We start from the raw sequence: 23,577 nt of genomic DNA on the forward strand, positions 1-23,577 counted from the left end.
TGGTGTGAGTGGTGCGTGGACCTTGCCCATCTGAGTTTCGAGCCGGTCGGTGCGGACGGGGCCGGAAATCGGCCCCGTCCGGTGATGTTCAGCCTTCGGCCGGAGCGGTGAAGACGTTGGGTTCCGGCGCATCGCCGGTGTACTTTTCAACGTCCGCCATGGCCGTGTGACCGCAGTTGCCTTGCGCCAGTTTCGAGGTGCCGATGCCGACGGTCAGGTTATTGGCGTCCCCATAGACATCGAGTGCGCCGAGTTCGCCGCCCGGCACCGGATCGTACCACCCGCCTTCGGACACCTTGATGACGCTTGGGCGGATGTCGTCGGTCACCACCGCGCCGGCCAGGATCTGTCCCCGGTCGTTGAACACGCGCACGATGTCGCCGTCGGCGATGCCCTTCGCCGCAGCATCCTCGGTGTTGATGAGGCACGGTTCCCGGCCCGCGATCGCATATGTCTCGCGAAGGGACGTGCCGCACAGTTGCGAGTGGAGGCGCGAATTGGGGTGTGCCGTATCGACGTGGAAGGGATACTTCGTATCTGCGCCTCCAAGCCGTTCGACCGGTTCCATCCAGGTGGGATGCGGCGGGCAGTCGTCGTAGCCCATCTTCTCGATGTTGCGCGAGTAGATCTCGATCAGCCCGCTGGGCGTCCCGAGCGGTTCGAGCAGCGGATCTTCGCGGAAGTCGCCGTAACGCACGAACTGGCGGTTCTCTTCGGGGATCTCGAATTCGAGGATGCCGGCTTCCCAGAATTCATCGAACGACGGAACCTCGATACCACGTGCCGGCGCTTGCTCCGCAGCCGACTCGTAGAGGCTCTTGATCCAGGCCATCTCGTCCTTGCCCTCGGTGAACGCATCGCGCGCGCCAAGTTTCTCGGAGATATCGGCCAGGATGTCGAAGTCGTTCCGCGCCTCGAACACCGGGTCGATGACCTTCTTCATCGCCACGATCGCCCGCGACGAGTAGTCCCCGACGTTCTCGATGTCGTTGCGCTCGTAGGCCGATGTCGCGGGCAGGACGATGTCGGCGAAACGGGCTGTCGCCGTCCACTGGAAGTCCTGAACCACGACGGTCTCGAGCTTGCTCCAGGCTTCGACCATCTGGTTGCGGTCCTGATGGTGGCTGAACGGGTTGCCGCCAACCCAGTAGACCATTTTGACTTCGGGGTACTTCTGGCGCTTGCCGTTGAAGTCGAACTCCATGCCGGGGTTCAGGATCATTTCGACGACCCGCGAGACCGGGATGGACGCCGCGCCGGCTTCCGTCAGCCAGGCCGCGCCTTCTACTGCCGCGCCACCGTCGCTGATACCGGGCAGGACGATCGAGTTGGCCGAGGGCGCACCGCCGTTGGCGTAGTGATAGGACAGGCCGAAGCCGCCGCCCGGAAGGCCGATCTGACCGAGCATCGAGGCCAGCGTGACCAGCATCCAGTGCGATTGCTCGCCGTGGTGCTGGCGCTGGATGGACCAGCCGCTCGACAGCATCGTCCGGCTGGACTGGAAGAGACGCGCGAGTTCCTTGATCTGCTCGGCCGGCACCTCGCAGATGTCGGACGCCCATTCCGCCGTCTTCGGCGTGCCGTCGCTTTCGCCGGTCAGGTAGGGCAGGAACTCGTCGAAGCCCGTGGTGTATTCGCTGAGGAAATCGGCGTCGTGGAGCTCTTCGGTGTAGAGCGTGTGCGCCATGCCCAGCATCAGCGCGACGTCCGTATGCGGCCGGATCGGGACCCACTCCGCGTCGAAGAAACGCGCGGTCTCGTTCCGCCACGGGTCGATCACGATGACCTTCTTCCCGGTGTTTTTGAATTCCTCCATGTAGGGGAAGTTGTCGTGGTCGCTGACGGTCCAGCTGATCTGGTTGGTGCGGACCGGGTCGGCGCCCCAGAAGACCAGCACATCGGTGTTCTCGATCACCACCGGCCACACGGTCTGCTGCTCATAGACCTCCAAGGTGCCCACGACGTGCGGCATAATGATCTGCGCCGCGCCCGTGGAATAGTCGCCGGAGGCGTTGACGAAGGCGCCGTCCAGGCCGAGGTTCAGCATCCGGCGCATGAGGTTCTGACAGTTGTGCAGCTTGCCCGGGCTCTTCCAGCCGTAGGAGCCGCCGTAGATGCCGGTGGGTCCATGGGTCTCGGACACGCGTTTCAGCTCATTGGCAACCAGTTCCGTCGCCTCCTCCCAGCTGACGCGGACGAAATCGCCGGCCCCACGGGTTTCCGGGCTCGCACCGGCGCCGCCTTCGAGGAAGGCGCGGCGGACCATCGGGTACTTGATGCGCGACGGCGACATCACGGAGTCCATGATGCCGGGAAGCTGGTGCGAGGGATGCGGATCGCCCTCCCAGGGACGGATCTCGGTCCAGGTGCCGTCCTGCACCTTGGCGTAGAAGACGCCCCAGTGCGAGCCGGTCATCACCTCGCCGTCCATGCCCGCGGCGTGGGCCGCACCGGCCTGGAGCCATGCAGGCGCCAGAACGCCGAGCGCTCCGAGGGCTGTGGCGCCCTGCAAAACGCCGCGTCTGGTTACATTGGTGAACTCTTTTCCGGACATGGTCCGCCCTCCGCTGACAGGTGTCGTGGCATGCCGCGTCATCGGGCGTGGGGACGGTGCTCCGCCCCACAAGCGCCCGCCGCGCCTATGGCGAGAAGGTATTTCGCGGGTGTAAACAGGGTTCTGGCAGGCGGTGAACCGAGTGTAAAATTCTGTAAATGCCGTGTAAACGGCCCTTAAGCCCCCGCAGGCGCGACGGAAAGTTGCTGCTCCACCGCCCTCAGCCAGGCGAGCGCCGACGTCGCCAGATCACGATAAAACGGCACCGTGGATCGCTGCGCGCAGAGAGCCGCAAGGGTGGGCACCCACGTCAGGAGGTGAGACCGGAGGTACGCTTCTTCGGACAAGCCATCGGCCTCAGCGCCGCCCGCCAACTCGGCGAGTATGCTCAACTGCAGCCCGATGTGATCGACCGGTTCCTTGAACCCCGGCGGCGCAGTCAAACCGAGGCTCGCAAGGATCGCCGCGGTCTCCCGGGTTGGTGCCTGATTGAGCAGGCCACGTTCACTGAGGTAGGCGGAGGCATGGAGCGGCACGCCTCGGGGTCCGCCGGTCAGGAACAGCCGGCCATAGGCCGCCGCGAGGTCGAGACGGAGCGTTTCCGGATCGACAGGAGGCGCGAAAGTGGCGCGCATGGTTGAGACGAGCGGTTCCAACGCCGGAACCTTGGCCAACTGGTCGAGGAGGGCCGTGCCCTCCTCGCTTCGGTATAGCTGGATCGACGCCGCATCCGGCTCCCGGAGGAAAAACCCCGCCAGCCACCTGTCGATCTGTTTGCGGTCCTCAGAAGTCAGCTCCATGGGTCGCTCCCTCAATGTTCGCCTGCCCCGCCCGTATCGCTGGCGTGCATCTGTAGGTACTTCTGAAGGAAGCGATACTGTTCCTTGTCGAGCGTGATGAACCGTTCCATCGCTTTGAGGGAGCCAATCCACTGGTTCGCGAGGAAGTGGTTCGCCGGCACGGCGGAATGGCAGACGCCGCAGCTCGCGTTGTTCATCTCGGCTCCATATGCCCACAGGTCTTCAAGGTTGTCGACCAGGTCCGTCCGGTCCACCCACCCTTCAAGGCTCACGTCGTGCCAGACCAGGCCGGTATCGGAATCCGTCTCGGTGCCTTCGCGGGAAATCAACTCGACTGCATCCGCCTTCGCTGTGGCGGAGAAGATGCGTTGGCCTCTGAGTTCGTAGATGACCTTGTCGACACCGTCCTGCTGCCATCCCTCGATCTTCACCTTCAGGGCGTCGCCGTCGCGGTCCAGCACATGCAGGTGCGTCGCAGCGAGGATCTGACCGATGGCACCCTCGCCCGACTTCGCATCCTTGGCGCTGCCGTAGTAGGGTTTGGTCTGCAAGACATAGAGGTCATCCGCCTTCGCGCCCTGCTCCTCGGACGCGGCGAGCAATTCCTCGAAGGTCTTCTTGTAGCCCTGCGACATGTCCGGCAGCTTGTGTGCAATGCCCTTGTGGCAGTCAATGCAGGTATCTCCGTTCGCGAAGCCCTCCTGCATCCGCTTGGCCGCCTCCGGCGCTTGCAAAGCAAAATTCATCGCGTGTTCAGCATGGCAGGAGCGACACTCCCGCGAGTCGGTCGCCTCCATATAGGCCCAGACTCTCTCGGCCATTTCCAAACGGTGCTCGTCATACTTTTCAGGCGTATCGATGGTGCCCTTCCACGAACTGTAAAGCTCTCCGAGGGCCTGGAAATGGTCGATCACCATGGGACCGAAGGGTTCGGGGACGTGGCAATCGGGGCATCCGGCCTGCACGCCGGACGCATTCGAGAAGTGCGGGGACTCCTTGTACTCTGCATAGGCCGGGGCCAGGTCGTGGCAGGAGACGCAGAATTCCGTGTTCTCCGTCGACTTGATTGCGGTATGTGCACCGAAGAGCGCACCGGCCCCGATGACGATGCCAACGAGGAGGATAAGAACGGTCGCAAGGGCCCCCGAGGGGCCGCGAAGCCAGTTCCGAAATTTCGCCATGATACGTCTCCAGCTGGCAACGACACCTTTCCTGGCCCGGTCGACGCGAGCCGTGTCGCCGCAGGAATAGCTCCCCGCTGTAAATCCGCTGTTGAGGGGATTAGAACGGTGTGTAAAAAATTGTAAACGGCGTGTGAACAACTTGAGGAGAGACGTTTGGACGTTCCGAAGCGCGTGCTCATCGTGGAGGACGACCCCACGAGTCTGGAACTCGCGGCCGCCTATTTCGAGGCCGAGGGCTTTCGCGTGCTGCGCGCCGGGAACGGCGCTGAAATGCAGGTGGCCCTTCGAAAGTTCGCGGTGGACCTGCTTTGCCTGGACCTGCGCCTGCCGGGCCAGGGCGGCCTCAGCCTGCTGAGGGAACTGCGCCGCACGTCTGATCTGCCAGTGATCGTCATCAGTGCGAAAACTGACGACATCGACCGGATCGTCGCCTTGGAAATGGGCGCGGACGATTATGTCGACAAACCGTATAACCCACGCGAACTTCTGGCGCGCGCCAACAATATCCTCCGGCGGGTCGGCCGCACGCCCCGGGCGGAGGCGGACGACGACGACCGGTTCCATTTCCGGGGATGGACCATCGATCCTGCCGCGCGCCGGCTAACGGCGCCGGAGGGCACGGACGTGCATCTCACGCGCGGCGAATTCGAACTCCTCGTTGCGCTGGTCCGCAATCGCGGCCGGGTGCTTCAGCGCGATACCCTGCTCGGCACGCTGAGCGGCCGGGAGCGCGACCCGTTCGACCGTACCATCGACGTTCTTGTCGGCCGGCTGCGGAAAAAGATCGAACGGGACCCCAAGGACCCCGAACTCATCATCACGATCCACGGGATCGGGTATGTCTTCGTCGACCACGCGGAGGAAAACGAGGACAACTCCGCCCGGCAGCCCGCGTATTGACCCCAAAGGTCCGCGAGGTTTAGGCCTAGTGACGGGGTTCCCGACCATGACCGTCCTCAAAACGCGCATCTCCTGCTTTGACACCACTTGGAACCCGGCCTTTGGGTGCGACAAGGTCTCGGCGGGCTGTGCCAACTGCTATGCAGAGGCCATCGCCCGGCGGTTCCACGGAGGCTTCCACCTTCGGCTGCACCCCGAGCGACTGACAGACGTCCGCAAGTTCGGCCCGATCCAGACACCGGACGGACCGCTCCCCCGGCGCGTCTTTGTCAATTCGATGAGCGATCTCTTCCACGAAGGCATCCCGGACCGTTTTATCGATCAGGTCATTGACGTCATCGCCGCACGCCCCCGGACGATCTTCATCGTACTCACTAAGCGGTCCGCTCGGATGCTCAGCTACGGCGCACGGCGCTGGAGCGAGGGCGTGCCGGAGAACCTGTGGCTGGGCGTGTCCGCCGAGAACAACCGCGCGGCGACCCGTATCGACGATTTGCGTGCATTACGGCAGTCGGTCGGCCCCTTCACTGCCTACGTGAACGTCGAACCGCTGCTGGCGAGGGTGGACCGCCATGACTATGGCACCATCGACTGGGTCGGTATCGGCGGCGAATCCGGTCCGCGTGCCCGGCCCTGCCAAGCCGAATGGGTGCGCGAGGTCATCGGCAAGGCGCACCACGGCGGCGCCGCGGTCTGGTTCAAGCACTGGGGTCGGTGGGCCAACAACCCATCCTGGCGCGAGGCCCGAGGCCGCACCCAGAAGGAGCGTAGGCACGATCTGGAAACCCGCGGCCTGGAACTCCGCCCCGAGGAGCAGGGGGGCGCGACGATCGACGGCCGAACCTGTGAAGAGCTGACGGCAGCGTACATGAAGATGGTCGCGGCACTCCGCACGGACATCGACATGACCGCGTAGACTCCCGCCAACGCGTTGCTCTCGCTCGGCCCGACATCACCGATCCGGCCGGTCTGCGCTCACCGGATCAGGCCCGTCAGATCGCAGCGAGCGCCTGTTCTAAGTCCGCCCGCAAATCTTCGGGGTCCTCCATGCCGATTTGAAGTCGCACCATCGGACCGAGATTCTGCCAGTTGGGCAACGTCCTGCTCTTCGTGTTGACCGGTAGCACGAGGCTTTCGTAACCACCCCAGCTGAACCCAATGGAAAAGAGCGCGAGCGCGTCGATGAACCGCCGGGCGGCCTCTGGGTCCCGGTCTGTCAATTCGATCGTGAACACGCCAGACGCGCCGTCGAAATGCCGCTTCCAGAGGTCGTGCCCGGGAAATCCGGACAAGGCCGGGTACAACACCCGCGCAACCTCATCGCGTGACTCGAGCCACTGCGCCAGCGCGAAGGCTGTATCACCCTGCTGCGAGAGACGCGCCTGCAGCGTGCGCAAGCCGCGTAGCGCCAGGTTGCATTCCTCGACCCCGGCGCATCCGCCCAAATCTTGCGTGGCCGCGCGCAACCGGTCATACATCTTGGCCGTCGTGGTAAGCACGCCAAGCATACCATCCGAATGTCCGACGATGTATTTCGTCGCTGCATGGATCGACACGTCCACCCCCATCTCGATCGGGCGAAGAAATAGGGGCGTGGCCCAGGTGGCGTCGATTGCTGTCGGCACGCCGCGCGACTTGGCCGCTGCCACAATCGAAGGAATGTCCTGAATCTCGAATGTGCCGGTGCCCGGGCTCTCCATGTAGATCAGCGTCGTCTCGTCTCGGATGAGATCAGCGATCCCGGCTCCGACCGCTGGGTCGTAATACGTCACCGACACCCCCATCCGCGCCAGCGTCCGATTGCAGAGCCGGCGCACCGGGTCATACACGGTGTCCACCACCAGCATGTGCGCCCCGGCCTCGGCAAATGCCATAAGCGTGGCCGTGATTGCAGCGAGGCCGGACGCCGTCGCGATGGAGCGATGCCCTCCCTCCAATGCGCAAATCGCCTGTTCGAAGGCGAAAGTCGTGGGCGTGCCGACCCGGCCATAAAAGGCCCCGTCAAAGGGGGTTCTCTGGGCGGTCTCGAATTCCTCGAGTTTGTTGAACAGGAACGTCGAGGCCCGGATCACCGGCGGATTCACTGGCGCCGCGGCATGCGCGTGCGAACGCCCGACGGAGACGAGTTTCGTCGCAGTTTTCATAGGTTTTCCTTAGGAAGATCATCGCGTTGGCCCCATTCATGCCAGGACCCGTCATACAGTGTGACATCGCTGCGCCCGATGCGGGCCAATTGGAACAGCAGGATGGCCGCTGTCACACCGGACCCGCAGGTGACGATCACCGGACGACCGTCCAGCCCGTGTTCGTCGAAAAGCACCCTCGCATCCTCGGGCGAGAGGAATGTGTGGTCCCCCAACTGCGGTAGCAATTTGCCCCAAGGTAGGTTCACCGCACCCGGCATATGCCCCCCGGCGACCCCCGGATAGCCGGACGGAAGCTCGCCAGTGAATCGTTCCCGCGTGCGCGCATCCAGAACGACGGCCGAACCATCGCCGAGCGCCGCCCGCACGTCCGTCCACGCCGCCACGTCGCCGGACGCGGCCGTCGCGATAAAGCTGCCCGGTTCCGGTCTTTCGGCAGGTCCCGTTTCGATTGGACGGCCCACGGCTTGCCAGCGTTTGATCCCCCCGTTCAGCACCGCAACGTTGCCGTGCCCGAAATGGCGGAACATCCACCACACGCGCGCAGAAACATAGCTGCTGTCATAGATGACAACCCGCGTGTCTGCCCCGATCCCAAGGTCTCGGGCGACGGCCTCAAATAGCGCCGAGGGAGGCAGCATGTTGACGATTTGGGTGTCCTGGTCGGAAGCCGCGTCAAGGTCGAAGAACCGGGCGCCGGGGATGTGCCCTGCCTCGAACTCCTTGCGTGCGTTCTTTTTCGCCTCGGGGATATACCAGGAACAATCGAGCACCACGAGATCTGCGGAACCCAGTTCTGTCGCGAGCCAGTCTGGCTCTACAAGATACGCGTCCATGTCTCCTGGATCCTCAAAAGCCGATCGGCCAATGGACGATCCTCGACCCGTCGATAAAGCGGCTGTGCCGGAACGGAGCCGGATCTACGACCGGTGTTTCGCCGAGGATCAATTCGGACATGAGCTGCCCCGCTCCCGGCGCAATGCCAAAGCCGTGACCGGAGTAGCCCGTCGAAATGTAGAAGCCCGGGATCGCATCGACTGCCGAGATCACCGGGATCGCATCGGGCGAGACGTCGATCCAGGCGCTGACGCGTTCGTTGACCACCATGTCCTTGAACTGGGGGAACAGCTTTTTGATGTTGATCGTGGCCTGGTCGAGGATCTTGTGACCTGGCTCGGGTCGCATGATGCGGTATTTCTCGAAAGGCGATCGGCCGTCGAGCCGCCAGCCCTTCTCCATCGCACTTTCCTGGAGCGTGCGGCGACCGACCCTGAACTTCATCGCGCGCCACTCGTTCTTGAGCGCCGGGATGTAGTCCTTCAGATATCGGAAGCTGTCCGGCACGATATCCACGGGGTGCGCCGAACGCATTCCCACGTTGTAGCCGCCATCCAAACGCTCGCGGAACCCAAAGCCCGGACCTGACCCGCAGCCCCGCGGCCCGTCTTTCACCGGACGCGTCCGCATGGTCTGGCTCAGCATCTTCAGTTGGGGCATCTTCACGTCGACCGACCGGGCAAACAGCGATGACCAGATACCGCCCGCGAGCACGACATGTTTGCAGCGGATGCGCCCCTTTTCGGTTACCACCTCGCTCACGCGACCGCCCTCGGTTTCGAACCCGCGCACGGCGCAGGCCTCGACGATCTTCGCGCCCAGCTTACGGGCGCCGTTGCCGATCAGGGTCGTCGCGATGTGGGGTTCGGCAAAACCGTCCGACGCCGTGTGCAGACCGCCGCCAAAGCTGCGCGTGGCCCCCGGTGCGAAGGTGCCGATCTCGTCCTTGCCGACCCAGCGGGTGTCGAGTTCGAATTGCTCGACCTCCTTCATCCAGGCCTCGTAGCGCACAAGATCCTTTTCGTGGTCGACAAAGTAGGTGATCCCGCGCACCCGGAAGCCGACGTCTGCGCCCACCATCTCTGCCATGCCGCCCCAAAGGTCCATTGAGTGTTTCATCAATGGCACTTCACGGGGATCGCGGCCCATCTTGCGGACCCATCCCCAATTTCGGCTTGACTGTTCCTCGCCCAGCGACCCCTTTTCGCACAGAACAACGGGAACGCCCTTTTTCGCAAGGAAGAGGGCCGTAGAAACTCCGACGATACCGCCGCCGACGATGACCACTTCGGTCTCCGACGGCACGACATCGAAATCATTCACAATCATGGTCTGAGCGTTCATTTGACGTCCTGTCACTAGCTTGGGGAACGGCCGCCTGCCGACTTGAGGTTTTCTCCGTAGTCCTGCGTCCGTTCGAGCAGGAAATCGAAGAACGCTTTGGCTGCGACGGAGAGGGTCTCTTCGTCCGCCACAACGCCGAGCGTTATCGGCAGCGCAGGCTTGAAGGGGCGGAACACCAGCCTCGGGTTCCGGCGGAAGTGGGGGGAAAAGGGGCTGACGATCGACACGCCGAGCCCGGCGGCGACGAGGTTGCAGACCGCTTCATGGGTCGACGCCTCGGTCATCATCTGGCGTTCGATTCCGCGTTTGTCGAAAAGTGAATCGGTTTCGAACCGGAACGGGGTGCCGCGGGGAAAGCCCACGAAGCTCTCTCCGTTCAGATCCTCGGGCTGGATTTCATTTTTTTCGGCCAACGCGTGGCCCGTTGGCATGACGCACAACGCCGGCATCGTGAGCAGCTCGCGCGTCGCCACGGACGAGTTGAGAACGGGCAGCGTCAATATGCCGATATCAGCCCGGCGCGACGCGACCCAATCCGCGACGCGGTCTTGCGGCTGGCTTTCCAGTTTCAGCGAGATGCCCGGGTGCGTCCGACGAAACTGCGCGGCGAGTTCCGGAATGATCCCGTAATCGTAGGGACCCATCGCCGCGATCGCGACCGACCCGCTCTTGACCGTGCGAATGGCCTGGACTTCGTCATTCATCTCTTCGAGGCCGACGAAAAACTTGTCCACCAGCTCGAAAAGTCGGCGGGCGTCAGCAGTTGGCTCGGCACCATTGCGCGAGCGGCGGAACAACTTGAACCCAACGGCCTCTTGGAAGTCGGTCATAAGTCGCGAAACGGCAGGTTGGGAAATTCCCAATGATTCCGAAGCCTTGGTCATGCTTCCGAGTGAAATGACGGCGCGAAACGCCTCGATTTGCCGTACGTTGAACCGCTTCACCTGGATGCTCTCCTTTCCATCTCTGCACTTTTATTAGGCGCATCCGCACAGAGTTTTGACGGTCGACCCTGCCAACCCACCTGATGGTTAGACATAACATCCTTGTAGTCAATAGCTTCATTGACGCCCAAAATATTATTTCCTAGCGTCGACTCACTGAACGCAAACAGGGGTTCTTTTCGCGGCGTCCCGCATGACCGCCGCGGCCGAGCCAAGGCCCTGAACGAGATTGAATGGCACCATGACCGACGCTTCCATTCCGCTGAACGCTTCCCATTGGGGTGCCTTTCGGGCCGAGGTCGTGGACGGGTCCATCGCCCGCGTCCTGCCTTTCGAACACGACCCGAGACCGAGCCGGATGAACGAAGCATGGGAGGACATGCTGACCGCACCCCTCCGTATTGCGCAGCCCGTGGTCCGAAAGGGCTGGCTGAAGCGTGACGGCGGCGCAGCGCGCGGGGACGACACGTATGTAGGGATTGGCTGGGACGACGCGCTCGACCTCGCAGCCGCGGAAATCGCCCGGGTCCGCGCCGATTACGGCAACAGCGCGCTATTCGGCGGCTCCTACGGCTGGTCCAGCGCGGGCCGCGTGCATCACGCCCGCACCCTGGTACGCCGGTTCTTTGCATCCATCGGCGGCCACGTCGATCAGGAGACGAACTATTCCTATGGGGCCGCGATGGCCTTCTTGCCCCGTATCGTCGGCAACGGAATGATTGGCTCGTCGGTCACGTCGCTTGCCTCCATACGCGCGCATTGCGACATTTTCCTCGCCTTCGGGGGGGTGCCCGCGAAGAACTGGGAGATCCAGTCCGGCGGGATCGGCGAGCATCGCTATGACAGCTTCATGGCCGGCGTCACCGAGACCACGCGCACGATCAACATTTCGCCCTACCGCAAAGACGTCGAAGACCAGTTTGGGGTCGAGTGGATGCCGGTTCGCCCCTGCACCGACGTGGCCCTGATGATGGCGCTGACGCAGGAGGTGGTCGCGATGGGGCGGGCCGATTTGGCGTTTCTGACCAGCCACACTGCAGGTGCGGACCGGTATCTCGCCTATCTTGCGGGCGAAGTGGACGGCACGCCGAAAACGGCGGACTGGGCCAGCGGGATCACGGGCATTCCTGCCGAGGAGATCCGCGCCTTGGCACGTGATCTGCCCGGCAAGCGCATCATGGTCGCGGCGAACTGGAGCCTGCAACGCGCCCGCCACGGGGAGCAACCCTATTGGGCCGCCATCGCGCTCGCCTCAGTCCTGGGCCAGATCGGTCTGCCCGGTGGCGGTTTCGCCTTCGGGTATGGCTCCACCAATGGGATGGGCAACCCAAATTACCGGACTCCGCTCCAGGGTCTTCCGTCCATCCGCAATCCGACTGGCCTTTCGATCCCCTGTGCACGCCTCTCTGACCTTCTTCTCAAACCGGGCGAGAGCTACCGGTTCAACGGGGCGACCCGCACTTATCCTGAAATCAAACTGGTCTACTGGGCCGGCGGCAATCCGTTCCACCACCATCAGGACCTCAACCGCCTGCGCGACGCATTCCGCCAGCCGGAGACGGTCATCGTCAACGAACAATATTGGACCGCAACCGCACGCCACGCTGACATCGTGTTTCCAACGACAGTGACGCTCGAGCGCGACGATATCGGAGGCGCCTCGCGCGACCGCTTCCTGCTTGCCATGCAAAAGCTGGTCGAGCCTTACGCCGGAGCCCGCGACGACTATGCCATCTTCGCTGACCTTGCCGCGCGCCTCGGCCCGGAAGAGGCCGCGACCTTCACCGACGGGCGCAGCGCGGAGGGTTGGGTCGACTGGGCCTGGGGCGAGATAGCCGGACAGTTGCAGTCGCGTGGGATCGATGTACCTGCCTATCGGGAGTTCCAGGCGCGGGGATACCTCGAGATGCCCGAGCCCGAAGACGATTTCGTCATGATGTCGGCGTTCCGCGCTGATCCGGTGGCCAACCCGCTCTCCACACCCTCCGGCAAGATCGAACTCTATTCCGACTGGATCGCGGAGGAGCCCGACCAACTTGGCCATCCAGCCTGGCTCGACCCCGAGGAATGGCTGGGCGCCGCCGGTGCGGGCGAACGGCTCCATATGCTGTCGCCGCAGCCTGCGCGCAAACTCCACGGGCAGATGGATTTTTCCGCCTATTCGCTGGAAGGAAAGGTCCAGAACCGAGAGTGCCTCCGGATCGGTCCGGAAGACGCAGCGGCGCGCGACATCAAGACGGGTGACGTCCTGCGCGTCTTCAATGACCGGGGTGCCTGTTTCGCCGTCGCCGAGGTCGACGACGGCCTGATGCCCGGCGTGGTGCTGTTGCCGACGGGCGCGACCTATGACCCGGACGGTACCTGCGACCGGAACTCCAACCCCAATGTGCTGACCCGCGACATCGGGACCTCGACCCTGGGTCAGGGATGCGCCGCGCAGTCCTGTCTCGTCGATATTGAGCGCCACGACGCGGCGCTACCCCCACTCAAGGTCGCCACGCCTTCCCCGATTGAACCACTCAAGGAAACAAGATGACACTTGCCTTCGACCATTTCGTTCTGCTTGTTCGCGATCTCGACGCCGCTCAGCGCGACTTTGAGGCTCTTGGCTTCACGGTCCAGGACCGCGCCGATACCGAGCATGGCAAGACGCGGTTCAAGTTCGTGCCCTTCGAGGATGGCAGCTACATCCTGCTGACCTCCTACACCTCGCCGGAGGCTCAGGCCGCGCACCGGCTTGGTGAGGTTCTCGACGCCGGCGAGGGGTGGGCGGACTGGAGCTTCGCGGTTGCTGACGCCGAGGATGTCCGTGCCCGCCTCGATGCAGCGAACCTGCCTTCCAAGGGACCTGTGCGCGTGTCGAACGTGATTGCCGACGGCGCACCCTGGGCGCTGGACCTTCTGATGTGCGGGCGCGGCGCCAACGGCGATGTCTGTCTGCCGTTCGTGGTCTCGGACGTCGAGGGCCGCGCCGCGCGCATCCCGTCGCCCAAGCCGCACCGCAATGGCGCGACCGGCCTCAAGTCCCTGACCCTTTCGACCGAGAGCCCGGAGGCCGTGGTCAAATCACTCGCCGCCCTCGGCGGAACGGAAGTCGCAAAGGGTCATTTCGTCTTCGGCGAGGTCTCCGTAACCGTCGCGCCGATCGACACCCCGCAGGGTCGCCCTGGCGGCGGCATGGTGGAAGCGGTCCTGACCGGCCCCGTGTCCCGGACCTTCGACATAGCCCTCTCCCACGGCGCGCCTATGCGCATGGAAGCGTCCTGACATGCAGCCCACCGACAAGACGTCGAAGCAGATTTTCTTCGAGTACAAGGCCAATCCGCGTGTGCCGGAACGGGGCCTTGGCAAGAGGATCGCGCTGATAAACGTGGACCTTCAGCGCCGCTACACGGATACGGAGACCTTCCCGACCGCCTACGCCGGCCACCCGCGCCAGTTCGAAGCGACGAACGCGCTCGCCCGGGCCGTGCGCGATCTGGGTGGCCCGGTTGTGTGGTCCTACGTCGCCTACCTTCCGGACGGCTCCGACGCTGGTATGTGGTCGCGCCTGTCGAACACGGAATGGGCCCTGCATAAGGTGGGCCACGACAGCCCGCAGGCCGAACTCGACCCTCGCCTGGAGATCGAGGAAACCGACCTCAAGCTGAACAAGCGCATGAGCAGCTGCTTTTTCGAAACGCACCTGCCCAGCTACCTCAACTGGCACCGTGTCGACACCGTCATCGTGACCGGCGGCGCGACGTCCGGCTGCGTTCGGGGCACCGTCATGGATGCTCTCTCGCTCGGCTATCATGTGTGCGTGCCAGAGGAGACGGTCGCGGACCGCGAGGAAGGCGCCCACTACGCCAACCTCTACGACATTGCGTTCAAATACGGCGATGTGAAGCCGGCGGACGCGGTGCTCGCGCAACTCGCGGCCCTCCAGGAAGGAAACTGACATGGCCTTGTGGCGTGAACCTTACAGCTACGACTTCGCCCCCTATGCCGACCGCCCCAGGATCGAATGGCCGAACGGGGCGCAAATTGCCTTCTGGGTGGCTCCGAACATCGAGTTCTACGAACTCGCCCCGCCGCCCTCGCCCACGCGCGAGGTGTGGTATCGGCCCGAGCCAGATATCCTGAACTATTCCATGCGCGATTACGGCAACCGTGTCGGCTTCGACCGGATGGCCGACGTGATGGCCAGGTACGGGGTTCGCGGCTCGGTCTCGCTGAACGTGGCGGTCTGCGACCACTTCCCCGAGATCATCGAACGCTGCTGCGAACTGGAGTGGGAGCTGTTCAGCCACGGCGTCTACAACACCCGCTACCTCTACAACATGACCGAGGATCAGCAGCGAGAGATCATCCGCCACGCCCGCGAGACGATCAAGCGGGCCTCCGGTCAGGAGCTCGATGGTTGGCTCAGCCCGGCAATCTCGAACGGAGAGACGACGCAGGATCTGCTGGCCGAGGAAGGCATCAAGTACACCCTCGACCTGTTCCACGACGATCAACCGATGCCGGTGAAGACACGCTCGTCCAATCGACTCGTCAGCGTGCCCTACATGATGGAGTGCAACGACGTGCCGGTTCTGAACTTCAAGAATATCTCGCCGCGCAATTACATTGAGATCATCAAGATGAACTTCGACCGGCTTTACGCCGAGGGCGAGAAAAGCGGCACGGTCATGTGCGTGCCGTTGCACCCCTACCTGATCGGCCAACCGCACCGGCTGTCGATCCTCGACGAAGCGCTCGATTACGTCACCTCGCACGACAAGGTCTGGCTCGCCACGGGGCGCGAGATCGCAGCGCATTTCGAGGCCAATTTCTACGACGCCTATGTGGACTGGATGGGTCCATTCAACGCGGAGGCACAGCAATGAGTGCTATTCCCGACAGCTACTTCGACTATCCCCTGCGGGGCAAAGGCTACGATCACGACCGCTACACAGCGCGCTATCTGCGTGATCTGCCCATGTTCGAATGGGATGGGGGCGACACGCTCAAACTCTGGGTGTGCGTGCATCTCGAGCACTTCCCGATGGATATGCCCGCCTCGCCGGTCAAGCCCATCGGCGGCATGGATCGCCCCTATCCCTCGGTCTGGGATTTTTCGACCCGCGACTACGGAAGCCGCGTGGGGATCTATCGCCTGTTCGACGTGCTTGACCGTTACGGAATCCGTGCGACTGCCGCGATGAACTCGGTCCTCGCAACCCGCTATCCGACACTCATGGACGACATCCTGAAGCGCGACTGGGAAGTGGCCGCCGCTGGCGTCGACATGGGGCACCTGCATCATTCGCAGCTGTCGGAGGACGAGGAAGCAGCGCTGGTCGGCGAAAGCTTCGACACCCTGCGCAAGGTCTCTGGTCAGGGTGTCACCGGGTGGCATTCCCCCGCACATTCGCAATCCGCCGCAACCCCGGATCTCGTGGCCGAGGCCGGGGCCAAATACATCTGTGACTGGATCAACGACGATATGCCCTACGCGTTCAAAACGCGGGCCGGAACGCTTACCCAGATGCCCCTGTCGTACGATTTGTCCGATCACAAGATCATCGGGCTGCAGAACATGCCGATCGGCGACTACGAGTACCAGCTCGGCGCCGCTTTCGACGTTCTGCGCGACGAGAGCCGCACACGTGGCGGGCGGATCCTGTCCATGTCGCTGTCGCCCTGGGCCATTGCCCAGCCAGGACGCATCGGTGCGCTTGAGCGGCTGCTGTCGCGTTTCATGAACGAGACCGGCGTCGGCTCGGCCACCGGCGAAGACCTGCGCGCCCAATGGGTCGCCTTGGGGCTGGATGGCTGAAATGAGCATAGCGACCGAGGATACAGCGAACTGGCTCACGGCGCGGGAGGCTCTCGCGCAGATGGCTCGCGGCGCCCTGAGTTCGGCCGACCTGGTCGCGGCCTGTCTCGAGCGCATCCGGAGGCGCGATCCGGTTGTCCGCGCCTGGACGTATCTCGTCCCCGCCGCCGCAATGGCCAAGGCCAAGGCGGCCGATGCTGCCGGCACAGGCCCGCTCAGGGGCCTGCCAATCGGCATCAAGGACATCATTTACACCCACGATATGCCGACGAGCTTCAACTCGCCGCATTTCAGAGGGCACTTCCCCAACATCGATGCGGCCTCCGTCGCAATTCTGCGCGATGCGGGCGCGGTGATGATGGGCAAGAACGACACAGTGGAATTCGCTGTCAACGGCCGGCGTGCCGCCACGATGAACCCGCACGACCGGACGCGAACGCCGGGCGGTTCCTCCTCCGGCTCCGCCGCCGCCGTGGCCGATGGACAGGTGCCGATCTCTCTCGGGACTCAGACGGGCGGCTCGGTCATCCGTCCGGCATCCTATTGCGGGACCTATGCGATCAAACCCACCTGGAACCTCGTCAGTCACGAGGGCTTCAAGGTCTGCGCGGCCAGCTTCGACACCCTCGGATGGTATGCCCGCAGCGCAGAGGATCTGGACCTTATCGCCGAAGTCTTCGGCATCGAGGCCCAGCCCTGCCCCGGCAGTTTGGATGGCGCACGCATCGCCATCTGCAAGACGCTGGTCTGGCATATGGCCGAGCCTGCGACCGTCGCCGCGATGGACCAAGCGCGCGCCGCCCTTGAGGCCGCAGGGGCCATCGTCACCGACCTACAACTCCCGCCAGAATTCGACGGGCTGACCGAGGCGCATCGGGTCATCATGCAGGCCGAAATGCGCAGCGCCTTTCTTGCCGACTATCGCCGGCTGGGTGACGCGCTCTATCCGCAACTTGTTTCGATCATGAGGAACGCGGCGGGCGACAGCCGCGAGGATCTGCGAGCCGCGCAGAATCTCTCTGCGCGATGCCGGTGCGTGTTCGACGATATCGCAGCGCCGTTCGACGCCGTGCTCACCCCCAGCACCTCGGGCGAAGCTCCCGTCGGCCCCGAAGATACGGGGGCCGCCACCTTCAACCGGATATGGACCCTCCTTCACATGCCCTGTGTCAACGTACCGGGCCTGACCGGACCGTCCCAACTTCCCGTCGGTGTGACCTTAACCGGACCGCGCTACAGCGACCGGCGCCTCATCTCGATGGCCGCACTGCTTGGCCCGATCTTGTCCGCGGCACGTCCCAAGGCCGCAAAGCAATCGAGCAAGGGGACAGCACTTCAATGAACTCCTTCCAAGCGCCGGGGACACGGCGTGACCAACCCTGCGCCGACATAAGGCGACGCAAGGAGGCGACTCCGGTTGTCAGGAACACCGGCCTCCATCTCGCAGCAACATCATCCGGACTCACCGACGAAACACGAAACGTGAGCACCCCACAAACGGAGATCTTCAGATGACCAATTCAATGACCATGAAACGCCGCACATTCCTTGCCGGCCTGGCAGCAACCGGGCTTATCCCGGCAACCATGATCGGCGCCCGGAGTGCGCTCGCCCAGACCGCGGGCGGAATCCTTCGCACGCCGGCGTGGCCCGCGCCGACCTACCTGAACTCCGCCATCTCCACGGGGGGCCCCGAAAGCTTCCTGTCGCCCAAGTTCTACGATGGCCTGTTGGGATACGCCTTCGGGATGGAGCCGAAGCCCTCGCTCGCGACGGAGTGGTCGGTGAGCGATGACGGCATGACCATCACGTTCAAGCTCCGCGATGGCGTGAAATGGCACGATGGCGAGCCGTTCACCGCGCATGACGTGGCCTTTACCTTCATGGAGATTCTAAAGGTCCATCACGGCCGCGGCAAATCCACCTTCGCGGCGCTGGAGTCGGTCGATACACCGGATGACCATACGGCGATCTTCAACCTCTCCAAACCAACGCCCGCCCTGATGCGCGCGCTCGACAGCCGGGAAAGCCCGATCATGCCGGCGCACCTCTACGAGGGCACCGATATCATGGAAAACCCGGTCAACACCGCACCGGTGGGAACTGGTCCTTTCAAGCTGGCAAGCTACGAAATCGGCGCCAACGTGGTGATGGTGAAGAACGAGGATTATTGGCACGACGGCTACCCACTTCTCGACCGGATCGTTGTGCAGTACATCGCCGACCCGTCGACCCGCGCCGCCATGCTCGAAGGCGGCCAGGCGGATGCCATCTTCCTGAACATGATCCCGGCCCAGGACATCCTGAGACTGGCCGAACAGGGTCAGTTCGAAATGACCACCGATGGGTTCGAGGCCATGCCATCCGCGCAACAGATGAGCTTCAACCTCGACAACGAGATCCTGGCTGACAAGCTGGTCCGTCACGCGATCGCCCACGCGATCGACGTCAACTGGATCACCCAGAACGTCTGGTACGGAATGGGCCAGCCGGGCAAATCGCCACTACATTTCGACCAGAAAGCCTATTTCACGACGAACGGAGTCCCGTCCTACCCCTTCAACCTCGACCGGGCGAACGAACTTCTGGATGAAGCAGGCTACCCCCGCGGCGCCGATGGGATGCGCTTCGGGCTGATGCTGGACCCGTCGCCCTGGGGAACGGAATCGATCACGGCGTCGAGCTACATCAAAGAAGTGCTGCGCCAGGCCGGCATCGACGTGACGGTGCGCACGCAGGACTTCGCCGTCTTCGTCAAGACCGTCTGGACGGACCGCGCTCATGACCTCGTGCTCTACACGGCTTCTATGGGCGTCGATCCGACGATTGGGGTGCACCGGTTCTACGACTCCAACAACTTCAACCCGGGTGTCGGGTTTTCGAACGGATCGCATTATTCCAATCCCCAAGTGGACGAACTGCTCGCCGCCGCTGCGGTCGAAACGGACGAAGCAAAGCGCGCCGAGCAATATGCGGAGTTCCAGCGGATCGCGTATGACGACCTGCCGGTGATCAAGGTTACCGACATCTCGATGGCAACCATCGCGAACGTGAAGGTGAAGGACCACACCGTCGACGCGCTCGGCGCGCTCGGGAGCATGAAACAGGTCTGGATCGAACAATGACCGACACCGGACCCAAAACTGGGAACGGCACGTCTGGGACAGGGCCGCGCACGGCCCTGTCTTCTCCGACGGTACGCTACGTCCTCCGCCGCCTTCTGCAGGCGGCGCTGGTCATGGTTCTGGTCATGGTGGGCAGTTTCCTGCTGGTGAAATTGGCGCCCGGCGATTTCGTCGACGCGCTGGCGGGCACGCGGGACCTGACGGCCGACCAGATCGCCGAGTTGCGTGCCCGCTACGGCCTCGACCAGCCAGTGTTCGTTCAACTGATCCGCTACATGTCGCTGCTGGCGACGTTCGATTTCGGGTATTCTCCGATCAACGCGGCGCCGGTGATGGACGTGATCCTTGCCCGGCTGCCCGTGACGGCGATCCTCGTCGTGGCTTCCGTGACGCTTTCGATGGTGGTGGGCACGGTGTTCAGCGTCATCGCTTCGCGCAATGCGGGTCGGCCTCTGGATCTGGTGATCTCGATCTTCATGCTGCTGCTTTATGCGACCCCGAGCTTTATCATCGCGGTCCTCATGATCCTCGTCTTCTCGGTGCACCTAGGCTGGCTCCCCATCGCGGGCTTTGAAAGTGTCGGCATGGGATACACGGGCTGGACCCGGTTCTGGGACGTGGTCGAACACCTGACAATGCCCGTCATCGCGCTCTGCACCTTCTACATCGCAATCTATGGCCGGATCGGGCGCGCCTCCATGCTCGAGGTCCTCAAGCTCGATTTCGTACGTACCGCGCGCGGGAAGGGCCTTACGGAACACCGGATCTTCTACGTTCACGCGCTGCGCAACGCGCTGTTGCCCCTGGTCACGATGGCCGGCCTTCAGGTCTCGTCCCTCATGGGCGGCGCCGTCCTGATTGAGACGATCTTTGGCTTGCCCGGCATGGGGCGCACCGCTTTCGACGCTGTGTTCCAGCGCGACACCAACCTGCTCCTCGGCGTCGTGTTCATGTCCTCGCTTTGCGTGGTGATCGTAAACTATGTGATCGACATGCTCTACATGGTGCTCGATCCGAGGGTTAATCTGAAATGACCAGATCCTTCGAAACCTTGCGCCGCCTCGCGCACCATCCATCCGGGTTCGTGGGACTGATGCTGATCGCCCTCGTCCTCGGCATGGCCGTCAGCGCCAATCTGCTCTTTCCCGACGGCCCTTGGGCCATGGCCGGTCCGCCGCGCCTGGCCCCCGGCTCCGACCCGCGCTTTCCGCTGGGCACCGACACCTTCGGGCGCGACCTTCTCTCGGCGATCTTCTATGGCTCGCGCGTATCCCTGATGGTCGGCGTCTCGGCCGCTCTCGTGTCGATTGCGCTCGGCATTCTTGTGGGCGCTGTCGCAGGCTATTTCGGAGGCTGGGTAGACGACGCGCTCATGCGCCTTACCGACGCATTTCAGACGGTCCCGAATTTCCTGTTGTCGATCGCCATAGTCGGCATCATCGGCGCATCGCTTTCTACGATCACATTCGCAATCGCGATCGTGGCTTGGCCGATGATCGCCCGTCTCGTGCGGGCAGATGTCCTGCGGCTCCGGACCTACGACTTCGTGCAGTCCTGCAAGATCATCGGCATGTCGGACATGCGCATCATTTTCCAACAAATCTTGCCCAACTGCATGGCGCCGGTGATCGTGACCACATCGGTGCTCGTCGCCAACGCCATTATCGTGGAGGCGAGCCTCGCCTTCCTTGGCCTGGGCGACCCCAATGTCATGAGTTGGGGCACTATTCTGAATGCCGGCCGGCAGGAATTGCGCGGCGCAAGCTGGATCACGATTTCTCCCGCGATCGCGCTCGTGTTGACGGTGTTATCACTCAATCTCATCGGCGACGCGCTCAACGACGTGCTAAACCCGCGCCTGAAGGAGCGGACATGACCGATACCCCCCCCCTTCTTTCGATCGACAATCTTGCCATTGGCCAGGGCGACAACGCGCCGATCGTGGAACGCATCCGATTTACCGTGGCACGGGGTGAAACCGTCGGCCTGGTGGGCGAAAGCGGCTGCGGCAAGTCGATGACGGCACTGGCGACGATGGGCCTGCTGCCGGGGTCGCTTCGGGTCCGTGCGGGCGAAATCCGGCTGGACGGCGCGCCCATCCACGCCTTGTCTCAACGCAAGTTGCGGCACCTGCGCGGCCCGTCGATGAGCATGATCTATCAGGAGCCGCTCACAGCCCTGAACCCCGTCATGACAGTGGGCGCACAGATCCGCGAAGTCCTGACAACGCACCTTGGCTTGAGCCGGGCGAAAGCGCACGCGCGGGCCATCGAGTTGCTGACGCTGACGCGGATACCCGATCCGGCCGCGCGCATGGGGCAATATCCCCACCAGATGTCCGGCGGAATGCGTCAGCGCGTCGTGATTGCGATCGCCATCGCTTGCCAGCCGTCTCTGCTTATCGCCGACGAACCGACGACCGCACTTGATGTGACCGTGCAGGCTCAGATCCTGAGGCTCCTGAAGCAGCTTCAGACGGAACAGAACCTGGGGCTTTTGCTCATAACCCACGACCTGGGCGTAGTGCGGCAGGTCGCCGACCGGATTGTCGTCATGTATGCCGGCTCTGTCGTGGAGGAGGGTGACACCGACACCGTTCTCGACAATCCCGCGCACCCCTATACCGCCGGGCTGATCGCGGCGCGCCCGAAAGGCAGCCGGACTGAAGGCGCTGGCCGCCTCGCCGACATCCCCGGGTCTGTCCCTGCGCCCGAGAACCGCCCGACGGGCTGCGTATTTCGGGACCGCTGTGCCATTGGCCAAGCGATCTGCGAGGGCCGCCGCCCACTCCTGACCGCGCATGCGGGTCACTCGGTGCGCTGCCACTTCCCGCTGTCTGCGGCATCTCTCGCCTCGGAGGTCCCATCATGAATCCCGTTCTCAGAACCGACCACCTCAAGGTTCATCACGACACGGCACGCGGAACGCTCAAGGCCGTCGACGGGATCGACCTTAGCATCGCAGAGGGCGAGACGCTCGGCCTCGTCGGCGAAAGCGGCTGCGGAAAGTCCACGCTGGCCCGCTGCATTGTCGGCATCTCTCGCCCGACAGACGGCTCTATCGCCATCCAGGGCGTCTCGGGCGGGCGCGGGCGAGCGGCGCGACTGGACCGCGCACAGACTGTTCAGATGATCTTTCAGGATCCGTCCGGCGCGCTGAACCCACGTCTGCGGGTAGATCGTATCATCCGCGAACCGCTCGACGTGAACAACGTGGGCGACCGGTCCGAGCGCCGCGACAAGGCGCTGAAGATCGCGCGCGAAGTGGGGCTGTCCGACTACCACCTCGACCGCATGCCGCATGAACTGTCGGGCGGGCAGCGTCAGCGGGTGTCGATCGCGCGGGCGCTCGCGCTCAATCCAAAGCTGCTGGTTTGCGATGAGGCGGTCTCAGCACTTGATGTTTCGGTGCAAGCGCAGGTCCTGAACCTGCTTGTCGACCTGCAGAAGGACCTTGGCCTGTCCTACCTCTTCATCTCCCACGATCTCGCGGTAGTTCGGTATGTCTCCCATCGTATCGCGGTCATGTATATGGGTCGCATCGTCGAGATCGGACCGGCCGAAGATGTGTGGAGGGGTCGCCTGCATCCCTATACCCGCGCGCTCACCGCTTCGATCCCGGACGAGGCCGCGCGCCGCGACACCGGGGAACTGCTCGAAGGGGACGTGCCCAGCCCGGTGAGTCCGCCGTCTGGCTGCGCCTTCCGCACCCGGTGCCGCTTCGCCCGGCAGCAATGTGCCGCCGAACGACCAGAATTGCGCCGAGTCGGCACCCATGAGGTCGCTTGCCATTTCGCCGAAACGATCTCCGACTGAGGTCACGGATCGGCAGACATTCGCCATCGAAACCCGCGTCCCATCGGCTGCGGCGGTCCGACCTGATGGTCGCCGAGCCGATGGGGCCGGCGTTCCAGGCCCAGCCCCGTCGCGCCTCTATATGTGC

The 23,577-nt window shown here is 63.5% G+C and carries 20 protein-coding genes; 13 read left to right on the forward strand and 7 right to left on the reverse strand.

From position 1 onward, the window contains the following. Positions 1 to 88: 88 nt before the first annotated feature. The 3 genes from torA to BM075_RS12485 all read right to left on the reverse strand — a co-directional run bounded on the left by torA (position 89) and on the right by BM075_RS12485 (position 4,535). Positions 89 to 2,554 carry a trimethylamine-N-oxide reductase TorA gene (gene torA / locus BM075_RS12475; protein WP_093361027.1) on the reverse strand — a complete coding sequence of 822 codons (2,466 nt, stop codon included), beginning with the start codon at positions 2,552 to 2,554 and terminating at the stop codon, positions 89 to 91. 176 nt (positions 2,555 to 2,730) lie between these two features. Beyond that, entirely contained in the window at positions 2,731 to 3,354 is a 624-nt protein-coding gene (locus BM075_RS12480; RefSeq protein ID WP_093361028.1) for a TorD/DmsD family molecular chaperone, read from the reverse strand. An 11-nt stretch (positions 3,355 to 3,365) separates the two neighbouring features. Then, entirely contained in the window at positions 3,366 to 4,535 is a 1,170-nt protein-coding gene (locus BM075_RS12485; RefSeq protein WP_093361029.1) for a NapC/NirT family cytochrome c, read from the reverse strand. 156 nt (positions 4,536 to 4,691) lie between these two features. On the opposite strand from BM075_RS12485, the gene BM075_RS12490 reads away from it, so the two are divergent. Both BM075_RS12490 and BM075_RS12495 read left to right on the forward strand, forming a co-directional pair. Next, the gene (locus tag BM075_RS12490) at positions 4,692 to 5,438 is read left to right on the forward strand and encodes a response regulator transcription factor (RefSeq protein WP_093361030.1); all 747 of its coding nucleotides are present in this window, start codon (positions 4,692 to 4,694) and stop codon (positions 5,436 to 5,438) included. Between the two features lie 46 nt (positions 5,439 to 5,484). Then, positions 5,485 to 6,354, forward strand: coding sequence for a DUF5131 family protein (locus BM075_RS12495; protein ID WP_177208336.1), 870 nt, complete (start codon positions 5,485 to 5,487; stop codon positions 6,352 to 6,354). A gap of 76 nt (positions 6,355 to 6,430) precedes the next feature. Here BM075_RS12495 and metC read toward each other — a convergent pair whose 3' ends face one another. Genes metC through BM075_RS12515 form a run of 4 tightly spaced genes read right to left on the reverse strand, consistent with a single transcriptional unit; the run spans position 6,431 to position 10,707 of the window. Then, on the reverse strand, positions 6,431 to 7,582 hold the full coding sequence (gene metC / locus BM075_RS12500; protein WP_093361032.1) for a cystathionine beta-lyase: 1,152 nt from the start codon (positions 7,580 to 7,582) through the stop codon (positions 6,431 to 6,433). Next, on the reverse strand, positions 7,579 to 8,418 hold the full coding sequence (locus BM075_RS12505; RefSeq protein WP_093361033.1) for a sulfurtransferase: 840 nt from the start codon (positions 8,416 to 8,418) through the stop codon (positions 7,579 to 7,581). Before BM075_RS12505 ends, metC begins: the two co-directional genes overlap by 4 nt. Before the next feature lie 13 nt (positions 8,419 to 8,431). Beyond that, a complete protein-coding gene (locus BM075_RS12510) occupies positions 8,432 to 9,763 on the reverse strand; it encodes an NAD(P)/FAD-dependent oxidoreductase (protein ID WP_093361034.1) in 1,332 nt (443 codons plus the stop codon). 14 nt (positions 9,764 to 9,777) lie between these two features. Then, complete coding sequence (locus tag BM075_RS12515) at positions 9,778 to 10,707, reverse strand: LysR family transcriptional regulator (RefSeq protein ID WP_093361035.1); 930 nt, start codon at positions 10,705 to 10,707, stop codon at positions 9,778 to 9,780. A 241-nt stretch (positions 10,708 to 10,948) separates the two neighbouring features. Here BM075_RS12515 and BM075_RS12520 point away from each other — a divergent pair, with 241 nt between their 5' ends. The 11 genes from BM075_RS12520 to BM075_RS12570 all read left to right on the forward strand — a co-directional run bounded on the left by BM075_RS12520 (position 10,949) and on the right by BM075_RS12570 (position 23,450). Then, complete coding sequence (locus BM075_RS12520) at positions 10,949 to 13,243, forward strand: molybdopterin-dependent oxidoreductase (RefSeq protein ID WP_093361036.1); 2,295 nt, start codon at positions 10,949 to 10,951, stop codon at positions 13,241 to 13,243. Next, positions 13,240 to 13,974: a VOC family protein gene (locus BM075_RS12525; protein ID WP_093361037.1), complete on the forward strand. Its 735-nt coding sequence runs from the start codon at positions 13,240 to 13,242 to the stop codon at positions 13,972 to 13,974. The genes BM075_RS12520 and BM075_RS12525 overlap by 4 nt, the downstream gene beginning before the upstream one ends. Before the next feature lies 1 nt (position 13,975). Beyond that, complete coding sequence (locus BM075_RS12530; protein WP_093361038.1) at positions 13,976 to 14,647, forward strand: isochorismatase family protein; 672 nt, start codon at positions 13,976 to 13,978, stop codon at positions 14,645 to 14,647. Position 14,648: 1 nt separating this feature from the next. Then, the gene (locus tag BM075_RS12535; RefSeq protein WP_093361039.1) at positions 14,649 to 15,578 is read left to right on the forward strand and encodes a polysaccharide deacetylase family protein; all 930 of its coding nucleotides are present in this window, start codon (positions 14,649 to 14,651) and stop codon (positions 15,576 to 15,578) included. Then, positions 15,575 to 16,510: a polysaccharide deacetylase family protein gene (locus BM075_RS12540; RefSeq protein WP_093361040.1), complete on the forward strand. Its 936-nt coding sequence runs from the start codon at positions 15,575 to 15,577 to the stop codon at positions 16,508 to 16,510. The genes BM075_RS12535 and BM075_RS12540 overlap by 4 nt, the downstream gene beginning before the upstream one ends. 1 nt (position 16,511) lies before the next feature. Further along, positions 16,512 to 17,852, forward strand: a complete 1,341-nt coding sequence (locus BM075_RS12545; protein ID WP_218152853.1) for an amidase — start codon at positions 16,512 to 16,514, stop codon at positions 17,850 to 17,852. Positions 17,853 to 18,021: 169 nt separating this feature from the next. Further along, a complete protein-coding gene (locus BM075_RS12550; RefSeq protein WP_093361041.1) occupies positions 18,022 to 19,635 on the forward strand; it encodes an ABC transporter substrate-binding protein in 1,614 nt (537 codons plus the stop codon). Then, on the forward strand, positions 19,632 to 20,669 hold the full coding sequence (locus BM075_RS12555; protein ID WP_093361042.1) for an ABC transporter permease: 1,038 nt from the start codon (positions 19,632 to 19,634) through the stop codon (positions 20,667 to 20,669). Before BM075_RS12550 ends, BM075_RS12555 begins: the two co-directional genes overlap by 4 nt. Next, a complete protein-coding gene (locus tag BM075_RS12560; RefSeq protein WP_093361043.1) occupies positions 20,666 to 21,511 on the forward strand; it encodes an ABC transporter permease in 846 nt (281 codons plus the stop codon). Before BM075_RS12555 ends, BM075_RS12560 begins: the two co-directional genes overlap by 4 nt. Then, positions 21,508 to 22,506 carry an ABC transporter ATP-binding protein gene (locus BM075_RS12565; protein ID WP_093361044.1) on the forward strand — a complete coding sequence of 333 codons (999 nt, stop codon included), beginning with the start codon at positions 21,508 to 21,510 and terminating at the stop codon, positions 22,504 to 22,506. The genes BM075_RS12560 and BM075_RS12565 overlap by 4 nt, the downstream gene beginning before the upstream one ends. Further along, a complete protein-coding gene (locus BM075_RS12570; protein ID WP_093361045.1) occupies positions 22,503 to 23,450 on the forward strand; it encodes an ABC transporter ATP-binding protein in 948 nt (315 codons plus the stop codon). The genes BM075_RS12565 and BM075_RS12570 overlap by 4 nt, the downstream gene beginning before the upstream one ends. Positions 23,451 to 23,577: the final 127 nt, after the last annotated feature.

It is taken from the genome of Tropicimonas isoalkanivorans (assembly GCF_900112335.1).
In the GTDB taxonomy this organism is placed as follows: Bacteria; Pseudomonadota; Alphaproteobacteria; order Rhodobacterales; family Rhodobacteraceae; genus Tropicimonas; species Tropicimonas isoalkanivorans.

Excerpts from the sequence above, each read along its gene's own strand:
- BM075_RS12505 (WP_093361033.1), bottom strand. The coding sequence starts at position 8,418 with ATGGACGCGTATCTTGTAGAGCCAGACTGGCTCGCGACAGAACTGGGT.
- BM075_RS12485 (WP_093361029.1), bottom strand. The coding sequence starts at position 4,535 with ATGGCGAAATTTCGGAACTGGCTTCGCGGCCCCTCGGGGGCCCTTGCG.
- BM075_RS12560 (WP_093361043.1), top strand. The coding sequence starts at position 20,666 with ATGACCAGATCCTTCGAAACCTTGCGCCGCCTCGCGCACCATCCATCC.
- BM075_RS12525 (WP_093361037.1), top strand. The coding sequence starts at position 13,240 with ATGACACTTGCCTTCGACCATTTCGTTCTGCTTGTTCGCGATCTCGAC.
- torA (WP_093361027.1), bottom strand. The coding sequence starts at position 2,554 with ATGTCCGGAAAAGAGTTCACCAATGTAACCAGACGCGGCGTTTTGCAG.
- BM075_RS12530 (WP_093361038.1), top strand. The coding sequence starts at position 13,976 with ATGCAGCCCACCGACAAGACGTCGAAGCAGATTTTCTTCGAGTACAAG.
- BM075_RS12535 (WP_093361039.1), top strand. The coding sequence starts at position 14,649 with ATGGCCTTGTGGCGTGAACCTTACAGCTACGACTTCGCCCCCTATGCC.
- BM075_RS12570 (WP_093361045.1), top strand. The coding sequence starts at position 22,503 with ATGAATCCCGTTCTCAGAACCGACCACCTCAAGGTTCATCACGACACG.
- BM075_RS12495 (WP_177208336.1), top strand. The coding sequence starts at position 5,485 with ATGACCGTCCTCAAAACGCGCATCTCCTGCTTTGACACCACTTGGAAC.
- BM075_RS12510 (WP_093361034.1), bottom strand. The coding sequence starts at position 9,763 with ATGAACGCTCAGACCATGATTGTGAATGATTTCGATGTCGTGCCGTCG.
- BM075_RS12520 (WP_093361036.1), top strand. The coding sequence starts at position 10,949 with ATGACCGACGCTTCCATTCCGCTGAACGCTTCCCATTGGGGTGCCTTT.
- BM075_RS12565 (WP_093361044.1), top strand. The coding sequence starts at position 21,508 with ATGACCGATACCCCCCCCCTTCTTTCGATCGACAATCTTGCCATTGGC.
- BM075_RS12480 (WP_093361028.1), bottom strand. The coding sequence starts at position 3,354 with ATGGAGCTGACTTCTGAGGACCGCAAACAGATCGACAGGTGGCTGGCG.
- BM075_RS12540 (WP_093361040.1), top strand. The coding sequence starts at position 15,575 with ATGAGTGCTATTCCCGACAGCTACTTCGACTATCCCCTGCGGGGCAAA.
- BM075_RS12545 (WP_218152853.1), top strand. The coding sequence starts at position 16,512 with ATGAGCATAGCGACCGAGGATACAGCGAACTGGCTCACGGCGCGGGAG.
- metC (WP_093361032.1), bottom strand. The coding sequence starts at position 7,582 with ATGAAAACTGCGACGAAACTCGTCTCCGTCGGGCGTTCGCACGCGCAT.
- BM075_RS12550 (WP_093361041.1), top strand. The coding sequence starts at position 18,022 with ATGACCAATTCAATGACCATGAAACGCCGCACATTCCTTGCCGGCCTG.
- BM075_RS12555 (WP_093361042.1), top strand. The coding sequence starts at position 19,632 with ATGACCGACACCGGACCCAAAACTGGGAACGGCACGTCTGGGACAGGG.